The 12,255-nt window shown below is 64.8% G+C and carries 9 protein-coding genes and 3 tRNA genes; 6 read left to right on the top strand and 6 right to left on the bottom strand.

Annotated elements, in window-relative coordinates; genetic code table 11:
- Positions 1-11: 11 nt before the first annotated feature.
- From IB275_RS04780 to IB275_RS04770, 3 genes are all read right to left on the bottom strand, one after another.
- Positions 12-87: transfer RNA gene (locus IB275_RS04780), tRNA-Lys, on the bottom strand.
- 6 nt (positions 88-93) lie between these two features.
- Positions 94-170 (bottom strand) — tRNA-Pro (locus IB275_RS04775).
- Positions 171-179: 9 nt separating this feature from the next.
- Positions 180-255: transfer RNA gene (locus tag IB275_RS04770), tRNA-Asn, on the bottom strand.
- Positions 256-471: 216 nt separating this feature from the next.
- On the opposite strand from IB275_RS04770, the gene IB275_RS04765 reads away from it, so the two are divergent.
- Positions 472-2,772 carry a DUF1631 domain-containing protein gene (locus IB275_RS04765; protein WP_192290178.1) on the top strand — a complete coding sequence of 767 codons (2,301 nt, stop codon included), beginning with the start codon at positions 472-474 and terminating at the stop codon, positions 2,770-2,772.
- Positions 2,773-2,783: 11 nt separating this feature from the next.
- Entirely contained in the window at positions 2,784-3,137 is a 354-nt protein-coding gene (locus tag IB275_RS04760; RefSeq protein ID WP_045217284.1) for a PilZ domain-containing protein, read from the top strand.
- Positions 3,138-3,249: 112 nt separating this feature from the next.
- On the opposite strand, the gene clpB is transcribed toward IB275_RS04760, so the two are convergent.
- From clpB to rluD, 3 genes are all read right to left on the bottom strand, one after another.
- Complete coding sequence (gene clpB / locus IB275_RS04755; RefSeq protein WP_192290180.1) at positions 3,250-5,814, bottom strand: ATP-dependent chaperone ClpB; 2,565 nt, start codon at positions 5,812-5,814, stop codon at positions 3,250-3,252.
- Between the two features lie 254 nt (positions 5,815-6,068).
- Positions 6,069-6,794, bottom strand: coding sequence for a peptidoglycan editing factor PgeF (gene pgeF, locus IB275_RS04750; protein WP_192290181.1), 726 nt, complete (start codon positions 6,792-6,794; stop codon positions 6,069-6,071).
- Positions 6,791-7,750 carry a 23S rRNA pseudouridine(1911/1915/1917) synthase RluD gene (gene rluD / locus IB275_RS04745; RefSeq protein WP_192290183.1) on the bottom strand — a complete coding sequence of 320 codons (960 nt, stop codon included), beginning with the start codon at positions 7,748-7,750 and terminating at the stop codon, positions 6,791-6,793. Before rluD ends, pgeF begins: the two co-directional genes overlap by 4 nt.
- 147 nt (positions 7,751-7,897) lie before the next feature.
- On the opposite strand from rluD, the gene IB275_RS04740 reads away from it, so the two are divergent.
- From IB275_RS04740 to IB275_RS04725, 4 genes are all read left to right on the top strand, one after another.
- Positions 7,898-8,923 (top strand): outer membrane protein assembly factor BamD, encoded by a 1,026-nt coding sequence (locus tag IB275_RS04740; RefSeq protein ID WP_192290185.1) that lies wholly within the window; start codon positions 7,898-7,900, stop codon positions 8,921-8,923.
- A gap of 155 nt (positions 8,924-9,078) precedes the next feature.
- Complete coding sequence (locus tag IB275_RS04735) at positions 9,079-9,321, top strand: PP0621 family protein (RefSeq protein ID WP_285886784.1); 243 nt, start codon at positions 9,079-9,081, stop codon at positions 9,319-9,321.
- The gene (locus tag IB275_RS04730) at positions 9,311-10,900 is read left to right on the top strand and encodes a sensor histidine kinase (RefSeq protein WP_192290189.1); all 1,590 of its coding nucleotides are present in this window, start codon (positions 9,311-9,313) and stop codon (positions 10,898-10,900) included. The genes IB275_RS04735 and IB275_RS04730 overlap by 11 nt, the downstream gene beginning before the upstream one ends.
- Before the next feature lie 15 nt (positions 10,901-10,915).
- Complete coding sequence (locus IB275_RS04725; protein WP_192290191.1) at positions 10,916-12,253, top strand: sigma-54-dependent transcriptional regulator; 1,338 nt, start codon at positions 10,916-10,918, stop codon at positions 12,251-12,253.
- Positions 12,254-12,255: the final 2 nt, after the last annotated feature.

The raw sequence follows: 12,255 nt of genomic DNA, 5'->3' as shown, positions 1-12,255 counted from the left end.
CGCCTTTAATATGGTGGGTCGTGTAGGATTCGAACCTACGACCAATTGGTTAAAAGCCAACTGCTCTACCGACTGAGCTAACGACCCAAATGTTGGTCGGGGTAGGGGGATTCGAACTCCCGACATCTTGCTCCCAAAGCAAGCGCGCTACCGGACTGCGCTATACCCCGTTTGAAAGTTGGCTCCGCGACCTGGACTCGAACCAGGGACCCAATGATTAACAGTCATTTGCTCTACCGACTGAGCTATCGCGGAACGACGAGCCTTTCAATCTCCTCTACTTTCTTCCGGCTTCACCGGTTTCCCGTATCAGAGGCGCGCCATTTTACGTATATCGAAACGTCTGTCAACACTCTGATCCAAAAAGTTTTTCTCTGCTTTGCAGGGGACCGGGCTGATTGCTATATCTGCATGGAAAAACACGAGTGATCCACCGCGGGTGCTAACGGAACGATCACGCACAGGATGGCCATGAGCAACAAGGACACCCCACCACCCTCCCCCATCGCCAGCCGCATGATCCAGCCGCGCTTCGGCGAACTGGTGCAGGGCTGTCGTCAGTTGGCGATGAATCATCTTGCCGAGCTCCTGGGTTGTGTCTTCGCCCAGGTGGACGACACGCTCTTCGAGTGCGCCGAGAAAGCCGAGAACAATCAGGTTCAGGCCCTGTTCTTCGACGCCATGCGCGAAGTCCGCCGCGAGCGGCCGAACCTCGAGCGCTCCTACCACCAGCGAATCGCCCAGGGCCTCAGCGACTTCCTCGAAGGCAAGCTGCCCCTCGTGGAGCCGCTGGAAGAACTGGACGTGGACCAGCTGACCCTGGTCGGCAACGACGAATATGAAGAGACGCTGCTGGTGACCAACATGGTCAACCAGGTTCGCGCCCACTGCGCCCAGCAGCTGTTCGCGCTGGATCAGCGCCTGGCGCTGCTCAACAACGGCAGCAAGCTGGGCGAGGACCGCAACCCCTTCGGCCCGCAGGCCATCGCCCAAGCGTTCCGAGACACCCTGGCGCGCAGCGTTTTCCCGCTGCGGATCAAAACCATCCTTTATGTGCTGTTCGATCAACAGGTCATGCAGCACCTGCAACCTTTATATGAACAACTGAACAAGCGCCTGGCCGACGGCGGCGTACTACCGAACCTGAAGTACCGGCCGCAGGGCCAGCGCCAGGCATCCCCGCCCACTCACCGCCCGGCAGCGACCGAAAAAATCACCGCGGCGACGGAAGGCGGCAGTGCAACACCATCGCCCTACACCGCCGGTGACCTGCCGGATATGCCTCCGGGCGACCGCAACGCCCTGTTCGGCGGCCTCGCGGTGCTGCTCGCCGAGCACCGCCGGCGCGGCGACAAGGCCACGCTGTTCGGTAACACCCAGAGCATCGTCAGCTTCGGTCCGAGCTCGGCCACTACGACCTATAGCGCCAACGAACTGCTGGAGGCGCTGAACCGCCTGCAGCGCGAGTCTGCCCACGAATTGGCCCACCGGTTGCGCCAGCCGCAGCCGGTCGATGCGCTGAAGGCCGACCTGCAGCGCCAGCTGGAAGCCGGCAGCGCGCAACCGAGCAACACCCGACTGACCGACCAGGAAGCAGACGTCATCGACCTGGTGGGCATGGTGTTCGACTTCATCCTCGATGATGAGAACCTGCCCGACAGCTGCAAGACCACCCTTTCCCACCTGCACACGCCCTTCCTCAAGGTGGCGCTACTGGACAAGCAGCTGTTCACCCAGCATCACCACCCTGCGCGCAAGCTGCTCAACGCCATGGCCCAGGCCGGCGTGCTGTATGGCGGCGAGGGCGAGGAGCGCGCCCTGCTGGCGAAGATGCACTGGGTGGTCGAGCGGGTGATCCAGGATTTCGTTGGCGACCTGTCGTTGTTCGACAACCTGCTGGGCGAGTTCAACGAGTACATCACCAACCTGCGACAGAAGGTCGAACTACGCGAACGCCGCGCCATGGAGGCTGCCCGTGGCCGCGACCGCCTGCTGGCCGCCCGCGAGCACGCGCTGGACGCCATCGCCAAGGTGACACAGGAGCGCGACCTGCCAGAGCTGGTACGCAACTTCCTGGAAATGAGCTGGTGCGATGCTCTGACCTTCATCGTGCTACGCAGTGGCGAGCACAGCGACGAATGGAAGCGCGCCTGCGAAGTAGGAGAACAGCTGGCCTGGAGCGTGACGCCGCTGGATGCTGCCGGCCGCGATCATCTGCAAGCGATCCGCCTGGCCCTCCTGGAGGAGCTGCGCAAGGGCCTGGAAGTGCTGGGCGGTTACCACGAGGACGGCATCCGCCGGCTACTGCAGGATCTGGTTGCCTGCCAGCACGCGATCCAGGCGCAGCAGCCGCAGATCGCCGCGCAACTGAAACAGGAGCTGCCGGAGAGCCCGCTGGGCGCCATGCTCGGAGCCGAGGGTCATGCCCTGATCAAGCCCAACGGCGAGGCGCTGTCCGAGCGCGTGCGGGTCTTGATGAAGGAGCTGAGCCACCTGGAGTTCGGCACCTGGTTCGAATTCAGCGACACCACACCGGCGCGCCGGCTCAAGCTGTCGTGGTTCAGCCCGACCACGCGCAACTACATGTTCGTCGACCACACCGGGCAGCGGGTGGCGGTCAAACCGATAGTGCAGTTGGCCCAGGAGATGGAAGCCGGCAAGGTCCGCCTGGTACCGACGGAACAGTCCGCCCCGCTGATGGATCGTGCGCTGAGTGCGATCTACCGCGTCCTGCAACGCTTTACTTCCGGGCGCAGCCCGGCACAGACCTGAAGGAGCAGTCGATGAGTGAACGTCGCCAGCATAGCCGGCAGCAGACCGGGCTGACCGTGGAAGTCTTCGACCGGCACTCCGGGCGCAGCCTGGGCCGGCTCGCCGACCTGTCCGCCGAAGGGTTCATGCTCTGCGGGGTGGACGTGCCGGAGGCCGATTCGGTCTGGGAGTGCCACCTGGTGCCGGCGCCGCCGCTGGACGAGATCGGCGAAATCCAGCTCGGCGCCGATTGCCTGTGGAGTCGCGCCGGTACTGACGGCCAACTGGGCTGGGCGGGTTTCCACATCATCGATATTGCCGAGGATCAGGCGGAGCTGATCGAGCAACTACTGGTCCTGCTCGGCGGCGCCCGCGAGACGGGCTGATTGCCGGAGTCCACCTGCAGGAGCGCGCGCCCCGGCTCGCGAGCAAGCTCGCCCCTACAGTAGAGCCAAAGAAAAAGCCCGCCAATTGGCGGGCTTTTTCGTGGAGCATGGATCAGGAGAAGACGATCTCGTCGTTCTCGACCTTGGCGTGGATCTGCGTGCCAGGGTTGAACTTGCCGGCCAGGATCAGCTGCGCCAGCGGGTTCTCGATCCAGCGCTGGATCGCGCGCTTGAGGGGCCGCGCGCCATACACCGGGTCGAAGCCGACGGCGATCAGCTTGTCCATGGCTTCGTCGCTCAGCTCCAGGCTCAGCTCGCGCTCGGCAAGGCGCTTGCGCAGGCGGCCCATCTGGATACGGGCGATGCCGGCGATCTGCTCGCGGGCCAGCGGCTCGAAGACCACCACTTCGTCGATCCGGTTGATGAATTCCGGACGGAAGTGCGAATTCACCGCATCCATGACCGCCGCATGCTGGGCTTCTCGGTCGCCGACCAGCTCCTGGATCTGCGCCGAACCGAGGTTCGAGGTCATCACTACCACGGTGTTGCGGAAGTCCACGGTACGCCCGTGGCTGTCGGTCAGGCGCCCGTCTTCGAGCACCTGCAGCAGCACGTTGAAGACATCCGGGTGGGCTTTCTCGACTTCGTCGAGCAGCACCACGGAGTACGGCTTGCGGCGCACGGCCTCGGTCAGGTAACCGCCTTCTTCATAGCCGACGTAGCCCGGAGGTGCGCCGATCAGACGAGCCACGGAGTGTTTCTCCATGAACTCGGACATGTCGATGCGCACCAGCGCTTCCTCGGTATCGAAGAGGAATTCGGCCAGGGCCTTGCACAGCTCGGTCTTGCCCACCCCGGTCGGGCCGAGGAAGAGGAACGAGCCACTGGGTCGATTGGGGTCCGCCAGGCCGGCACGGGAACGGCGCACGGCGTTGGAGACGGCCACCACGGCCTCGTGCTGGCCGATGACGCGCTTGTGCAGCTCGTCTTCCATGCGCAGCAGCTTCTCGCGCTCGCCTTCGAGCATCTTGGACACCGGAATGCCGGTCCACTTGGCGACGACTTCGGCGATTTCCTCGTCGGTCACCTTGTTGCGCAGCAGCTGCTTCTCGGTCTGGCCATGCTGGTCGACCATCTGCAGGCTGCGCTCCAGGTCCGGAATGGTCTGGTACTGGATGCGCGCCATGGTTTCCAGGTCGCCCTTGCGCCGCGCGGTTTCCATTTCCTGCTTGGCCTGCTCGATCTTCTGCTGGATCTGCGCGGAACCCTGGACCTCGGCTTTCTCCGATTTCCAGATTTCCTCGAGATCGGCGTACTCGCGCTCGAGCTTGGCGATGTCTTCTTCCAGCTTGGCGAGGCGCTTCCGGGTGGCCTCGTCGTCTTCCTTCTTCAGCGCCTCACGCTCGATTTTCAGCTGGATCAAGCGGCGATCCAGGCGATCGAGTTCCTCCGGCTTGGAATCAATCTCCATGCGGATGCGGCTGGCGGCTTCGTCGATCAGGTCGATGGCCTTGTCCGGCAGCTGGCGGTCGGTGATGTAGCGGTGGCTGAGCTTGGCCGCGGCGATGATCGCGCCGTCGGTGATGGTCACGCCGTGGTGTACTTCGTAGCGCTCTTTCAGGCCACGCAGGATGGCGATGGTGTCTTCCTCGCTCGGCTCATCCACCAGGACTTTCTGGAAGCGGCGTTCCAGGGCCGCGTCCTTCTCGATGTACTGACGGTACTCGTCCAGAGTGGTGGCGCCCACGCAGTGCAGCTCGCCACGGGCCAGGGCCGGTTTGAGCATGTTGCCGGCGTCCATGGCGCCTTCGGCCTTGCCGGCGCCGACCATGGTGTGCAGTTCGTCGATGAACAGGATGATCCGGCCTTCCTGCTTGGACAGTTCGTTGAGGACGGCTTTCAGGCGCTCCTCGAACTCGCCGCGGAACTTGGCGCCGGCGATCAGCGAGCCCATGTCCAGCGCCAGCAGGCGCTTGTCCTTCAGGCCGTCGGGCACTTCGCCGTTGACGATCCGCTGGGCCAGGCCTTCGACGATGGCGGTCTTGCCGACGCCGGGTTCGCCGATCAGCACGGGGTTGTTCTTGGTACGGCGCTGCAGAACCTGGATGGTCCGGCGGATTTCGTCGTCACGGCCGATCACCGGATCGAGCTTGCCGTCTTCGGCGCGCTTGGTCATGTCGACGGTGTACTTGTCCAGCGCCTGGCGCGAGTCCTCGGCGTTCGGGTCGTTGACCGCTTCGCCGCCGCGCAGGTTGGCCACGGCATTCTCCAGAGCCTTCTTGGAGACGCCCTGGCTGGTCAAAAGCTTGCCGAGCTTGGTGCTGTCATCCATGGCGGCGAGCAGCACGAGTTCGCTGGAGATGAACTGGTCGCCCTTCTGCTGGGCCAGGCGGTCGGCCTGGTTGAGCAGGCGCGCCAGGTCCTGCGACAGGTTCACGTCGCCGGTGGGGTTCTGGATCTTCGGCAGCGTGTCCATCTCCTTATTGAGAGAGGAACGCAGCGCCGGGATATCGAAGCCGACCTGCATCAGCAGGGGCTTGATGGAGCCGCCCTGCTGCTCGATGAGCGCGGACAGCAGGTGCACCGGCTCGATGGCCGGGTGGTCATGTCCGACGGCCAGGGACTGGGCATCGGAGAGTGCAAGCTGGAGCTTGCTGGTCAAACGGTCGATTCGCATGAGGGTCGTCCTTCCTTTCTAGAGCGGGCCGGAGCGATGAGTGCCCCTGGTCACGACTAACCCGCCGGGATGCCAGATAGATAAGGACGATTTTGGTCGGTTCAAGCCATTTGGCCATGACACCCGTCAGTTAGTGCCTTCGAAAGGACCTCCGGAACGGAGTTGAACCGGCAGGAGCGAGCTTGGTCGTGAACCTCGCCTGACACAAAGGTATCCGGCTGTTCGCGAGCAAGCTCGCTCCTACAGACAGACTGTCAGGCCAGCCAGATCAGGCTGGCCAGGCGGCCGGTACGCGGGCTGCGGCGGTAGGAATAGAAACGCTCGATATCAGTGAAGGTGCAGAAATCCCCACCGTAGACGGCAGTCACCCCCTTCGCCGCGAGGCGGATGCGCGCCAGCTCGTAGATGTCGGCCATGAATTTGCCGGCGTTGGCGCTGGGCACGAAGGCGCGCGCAGCTTCGGCGTGGTCTGCCAGGAAGGCTTCACGCACTTCGGGGCCGACTTCGAAGGCCTGCGGGCCGATGGACGGGCCGAGCCAGACCAGCAGCTCAGCCGGTGCGACGGCCATCGCGTCCACGGTCGCCTCCAGCACGCCGCTCGCCAGCCCGCGCCAGCCGGCATGGGCAGCACCGACACGGGTCCCCGCGCGGTCGCAGAACAGCGCCGGCAGACAATCGGCAGTCATGATGGTGCAGGCGATTCCCCGCGTGGCGCTCCAGCTGGCATCCGCAGTGGCAACGGCAGACGGGTCGGCCTCGACCACATCGATACCATGTACCTGGCTCAACCAGGCCGGCTGGCAGCCCAGTTCGGCGGTCAGCCGGCGACGGTTCTCGGCCACCGCAGCCGGCTCGTCGCCGACGTGGTCACCGAGGTTGAAGCGGTCGAAAGGCTCGACGCTGACGCCGCCGGCACGGGTAGTCACGCAGGCGCGGACGTTCGCCGGAGCCGGCCAGTCAAGCGTCAGCCAGGGGGTCATACGAAGGACTCGTTGTCCTGCCGCAGCAGGCTCAGCAGCCAGGTGAAGTCATCCGGCAGCGGCGACTCCCACTTCATGCGTACGTTGGTGGCCGGGTGATCCAGCTCCAGGAAGCGCGCGTGCAGTGCCTGGCGCGGGAAATCGCGCAGCGACTCGACGAGGGTCGGGCTGGCCCCCGGCGGAATGCGGAAACGCCCGCCGTAGGTGGGGTCGCCCACCAGCGGGTGGCCGATGTGCGTCATATGGACGCGGATCTGGTGAGTACGCCCGGTTTCCAGCTTCACCCGCGTGTGGGTGTGCGCCCGGAAGCGCTCCAGCACGCGATAATGGCTGATGGCGACCTTGCCGGTCTCGATCACCGCCATCTTCTGGCGCTGCACGCCATGACGACCGATGGGTGCGTCGACGGTGCCGCCGGCTACGATCACGCCGGTGACGATGGCTTCATAGATGCGGCTGACGCTGCGCGCCTGCAACTGGGCGACCAGGTTGGTATGCGCTTCGAGAGTCTTGGCCACCACCATCAGGCCGGTGGTGTCCTTGTCGAGGCGATGCACGATGCCGGCGCGCGGCACGTTGGCCAGATGCGGCACGTGGTGCAGCAGCGCGTTGAGCAGGGTGCCGTCCTGGTGGCCGGCGGCGGGGTGAACCACCAGGCCGGTCGGCTTGTCGATGACCAGGATGTGGTCGTCTTCGTAGACGATGTCCAGCTCGATGTCCTGGGCAACCCATTCGCCCTGGGCCTCCAGCTCGACGTCCAGTTCAAGGCGCGAGCCGGCGTGGACGATGTCGCGTGGACGCAGCACGGCGCCGTCGACCTTGAGACAGCCGTCCTTGATCCAGCCAGCCAGGCGGGAGCGGGAGTGGTCGGAGAAGAGCTGGGCGGCGACCTGGTCGAGACGCTGACCACCGAGGTCGAACGGCACTTCTGCCGCGAGTTGGATGATATTGGACATGACGGGACACGAAGGGCGCGCGGCCTTTTGGTTCGGCAGCACGCTGTGGTTAAATACGGGGCCTTTGTCCCAGGGGTATCCCTGGGGCGCCAATCATAACAGACGGTTGCGGCCGCGACAGCCGACCGTCCAGGGACGCAACTCGCCATGCAAGTGAAACACCTGCTGCTGATCGCCATCCTCGCCTTCGTCACCGCCTGCTCCTCCAAGGGCGAGAAGGTGGATGAGAACCTGAGCGAAAGCCAGCTGTACCAGCAGGCACAGGACGACCTCAACAACAAGAGCTACACCAACGCCGTCGCCAAGCTGAAGGCGCTGGAGTCCCGCTATCCGTTCGGCCGCTATGCCGAGCAGGCGCAGTTGGAGCTGATCTACGCCAACTACAAGAACATGGAGCCCGAGGCCGCCCGCGCCTCCGCCGAGCGCTTCATCCGCCTGCACCCGCAGCACCCGAACGTCGACTACGCCTACTACCTCAAGGGCCTGGCTTCCTTTGACCAGGACCGCGGCCTGCTGGCGCGCTTCCTGCCGCTGGACATGACCAAGCGCGACCCGGGCGCCGCCCGCGACTCCTTCAACGAGTTCGCCCAGCTGGTCAGCCGCTACCCGAACAGCCGCTACGCCCCGGACGCCAAGGCGCGCATGATCTACCTGCGCAACCTGCTGGCGGCCTACGAAGTGCACGTCGGTCACTACTACCTCAAGCGCCAGGCCTATGTCGCCGCCGCCAACCGTGGCCGCTACGTGGTCGAGAACTTCCAGGAAACCCCGGCCGTCGGCGATGGTCTGGCGATCATGGTCGAGGCCTATCAGCGCCTGGGCCTGAACGACCTGGCCGATTCCAGCCTGGAAACCCTGAAGGCGAACTACCCGGACAACGCCAGCCTCAAGGATGGCCAGTTCGTTCCCCGTGAAGACGAAGCCGACAACCGCTCCTGGCTGGCCAAGGCCACCCTGGGCCTGATCGAGACCAACGATGCCCCGCCGCACATGGAAACCCAGGCATCCAAGGACGTGATCAAGCAGTACGAAGACGCCGAACAGCAGATTCCGGCCGAACTCAAGCCCGAGAACCAGAGCGACGTGCAGGAAGAACAGCAAGAGTCCGAAGGCAACGCCGGCAGCAGCGACCGTTCCTGGTTCAGCTACATGACCTTCGGCATCTTCGACTGATACCGGCAGATACGAGTAAAAGGGAGGCTTCGGCCTCCCTTTTTCATTCGGGCAAAGCACCGGCGCCTCTGCCCCATGATCTGGCGGGTGCGCGCACGGGCTCACTGTGCGGCGCCGCGTGGCTTGGATAAACTGCCGCTCTTTACGCACAAGGGATTGCCATGACCCGTCTGCTGTTCTGGATCGCCCTCTTCGCCTTCGGCTGGTGGTTGTGGCGCAAAGCTACCCGGCCGGCCCGCCCTGTCAAGAAGCCCAAGGGCGACGACCCCGCCGCACCGATGGTCCGCTGTGCGCAGTGCGGTGTGCATGTGCCGCAGACCCACGCCCTGCAGGACGAGAGCCAGTGGTACTGCAGCCGCGCGCACCTCGAACAGGACCGCAACGACCGTGGTCGCTGAAGGCATCTCCCTCACGGGGCAGGGCCTGCGGGTCCTGCGCCTGTACCACCTGTACCGCCTGACCATCGGGCTGGTGCTGGTGCTGCTGATCTCCAGCAGCCTGGACGATGAGCTGCTGAAACTGGCTCACCCCGAACTGTTCCACGTCGGCTGCTGGATCTACCTGGTCCTCAACATCCTGATCGCGGTGCTGATGCCAACACCGCGCCATCTCTTGCCGATCTTCCTCCTGGCGGCGCTGGACATACTCCTGCTCAGCGCCCTGTTCTATACCGCGGGCGGCATTCCCAGCGGCATCGGCAACCTGATGGTGGTCGCCGTGGCCATCGCCAATGTCCTGCTGCGAGGCCGCATCGGCCTGCTCATCGCCGCCATCGCCGCCATCGGCCTGATCTACCTGACCTTCTACCTGAGCCTCAGCCAACCCACGGCCATCAACCATTACGTGCAGGCAGGCGGACTCGGCGCCCTGAGCTTCGCCTCAGCCCTGCTGATCCAGGCCCTGGCACGGCGCCAGCAGGTCGTCGAAAGCATTGCCGAGCAGCGCGCCACCACGGTGGCCAACCTCGAAGAGCTGAACGCACTGATCCTCCAGCGCATGCGTACCGGCATCCTGGTGCTGGGCGATCGCCACCGGGTGCTGCTGGCCAACCAGAGCGCCACCACCCTGCTGGGCGGGCATGACCTTCCCGGCCACTCACTGGCCGAGTACAGCCCGCAACTGGTCTCCAGCCTGCAGCAGTGGCAACAGAATCCCGCCCTGCGCCCACCGAGCCTGCAGCCCATGGAGTCCGGCCCGACCGTGCAGCCAAGCTTCATCCCCCTTCGCCGCGACAACGAACAGCACATCCTGATGTTCCTCGAGGACATCTCGCAGATCGCCCAGCAGGCCCAGCAGCTCAAGCTCGCCGCCCTGGGCCGACTGACCGCGGGCATTGCCCATGAGATCCGCAACCCGCTGGGCGCCATCAGCCATGCAGCGCAGTTGCTGCTGGAGTCCGAAGAACTGGACAAGCCCGACCGGCGCCTGACGCAGATCATTCAGGACCAGTCGCGGCGCATGAACCTGGTCATCGAGAACGTCCTCCAGCTGTCGCGCCGGCGCCAGGCCGAGCCGCAACTGCTGGACCTCAAATACTGGCTACACCGCTACGCCGGCGAGATGCGCGAGAGCCTGCGCGAGGGCCAGCAGATCCATGTGGAAACCGGCCCGGGCACCGTGCAGACACGCATGGACCCGCATCAGTTGACGCAGGTACTGACCAACCTCGTGCAGAATGGGTTACGGTACAGCACGCAGAAGAACGGCACCGGCCAGGTGTGGCTGCGCCTGTTCCGCGACAGCGAGACCGACCTGCCTGTTCTGGAAGTGCTCGATGACGGTCCCGGCATCGCTGCCGATCAGCGGGGGAAGCTGTTCGAGCCGTTCTTCACCACCGAAAGCAAGGGCACCGGCCTTGGCCTGTACATCTCTCGCGAGCTGTGCGAAAGCAACCAGGCCCGACTGGACTACAAGACGCGTGACGAAGGCGGCAGCTGCTTCCGCCTCACCTTCGCTCACCCGCGCAAACAAAGCTAAGAAGACGCAAAGAGCATGAGCCGTCAAAAAGCCCTGATCGTCGACGACGAACCCGACATCCGCGAGCTGCTGGAGATCACCCTCGGCCGCATGAAGCTGGACACCCGCAGCGCCCGCAACGTCAAGGAAGCCCGCGACTTCCTGGCCCGCGAGCCCTTCGACTTCTGCCTCACCGACATGCGCCTGCCCGATGGCACCGGCCTGGACCTGGTGCAGTACATCCAGCAGCGCCATCCGCAGATGCCGGTGGCGATGATCACCGCCTTCGGCAGCCTCGACACCGCGGTGCAGGCCCTCAAGGCCGGCGCCTTCGACTTCCTGACCAAACCGGTGGACCTTGCCCGCCTGCGCGAGCTGGTGAATTCAGCCCTGCGCCTGCGCTCGCCGGAGGCCGAGGAGGCGCCGGTGGATAGCCGTCTGCTGGGTGATTCGCCGCCCATGCGCACCCTGCGCAACCAGGTGGCCAAGCTCGCCCGCAGCCAGGCGCCGGTGTACATCAGCGGCGAATCCGGCAGCGGCAAGGAGCTGGTGGCCCGACTGATCCACGAGCAAGGACCGCGCGAGACCCAGACCTTCGTACCGGTCAACTGCGGCGCCATTCCCTCCGAGCTGATGGAAAGCGAGTTCTTCGGCCACAAGAAAGGCAGCTTCACCGGTGCCGTGGAAGACAAGCTAGGGCTGTTCCAGGCGGCCAACGGTGGCACGCTGTTCCTCGACGAAGTCGCCGACCTGCCACTGCCGATGCAGGTCAAGCTGCTGCGCGTCATCCAGGAGAAGGCCGTGCGCGCCGTGGGCGGCCAGCAGGAGGTCGCGGTTGACGTGCGCGTCCTCTGCGCGACCCACAAGGACCTGGCCGCCGAAGTGGCGGCTGGCCGATTCCGTCAGGACCTCTACTACCGCCTGAACGTCATCGAACTGCGGGTTCCGCCGCTGCGCGAGCGCCGCGAAGACATCCCGCTGCTGACCGACCGTGTCCTCAAGCGCCTGGCCGGAGACAGCGGACTGGCCGCCGCGGCGGTCAGCGCCGATGCGCTGGAGAAACTCAAGAGCTACCGCTTCCCCGGCAACGTGCGGGAACTGGAAAACATGCTGGAGCGCGCCTATACGCTCTGCGAGGACGATGTCATCCAGCCTCATGACCTGCGCCTGGCCGAAACCAGCACGGCGGACAGCGGTGGTGACGCGAGCCTGGCGCAGATCGACAACCTCGAGGATTACCTCGAAGACATCGAGCGCAAGCTGATCATGCAGGCTCTGGAAGAGACGCGCTGGAACCGTACCGCGGCGGCGCAGCGCCTGGGGCTGACCTTCCGCTCCATGCGCTACCGCCTGAAGAAACTGGGGATCGACTGATC

Origin of the sequence: Pseudomonas sp. PDM21 (assembly GCF_014852505.2) — a bacterium.
In the GTDB taxonomy this organism is placed as follows: Bacteria; Pseudomonadota; Gammaproteobacteria; order Pseudomonadales; family Pseudomonadaceae; genus Pseudomonas.
Note: the sequence above shows the minus strand (reverse complement) of the source record. Positions and strands in the feature narration are given on the sequence as shown.

Bases quoted from the DNA above. Each gene is read 5' to 3' on its own strand.
- rluD (WP_192290183.1), bottom strand. From the start codon at position 7,750: ATGTCCAATATCATCCAACTCGCGGCAGAAGTGCCGTTCGACCTCGGT.
- IB275_RS04760 (WP_045217284.1), top strand. From the start codon at position 2,784: ATGAGTGAACGTCGCCAGCATAGCCGGCAGCAGACCGGGCTGACCGTG.
- IB275_RS04765 (WP_192290178.1), top strand. From the start codon at position 472: ATGAGCAACAAGGACACCCCACCACCCTCCCCCATCGCCAGCCGCATG.
- IB275_RS04725 (WP_192290191.1), top strand. From the start codon at position 10,916: ATGAGCCGTCAAAAAGCCCTGATCGTCGACGACGAACCCGACATCCGC.
- pgeF (WP_192290181.1), bottom strand. From the start codon at position 6,794: ATGACCCCCTGGCTGACGCTTGACTGGCCGGCTCCGGCGAACGTCCGC.
- IB275_RS04740 (WP_192290185.1), top strand. From the start codon at position 7,898: ATGCAAGTGAAACACCTGCTGCTGATCGCCATCCTCGCCTTCGTCACC.
- clpB (WP_192290180.1), bottom strand. From the start codon at position 5,814: ATGCGAATCGACCGTTTGACCAGCAAGCTCCAGCTTGCACTCTCCGAT.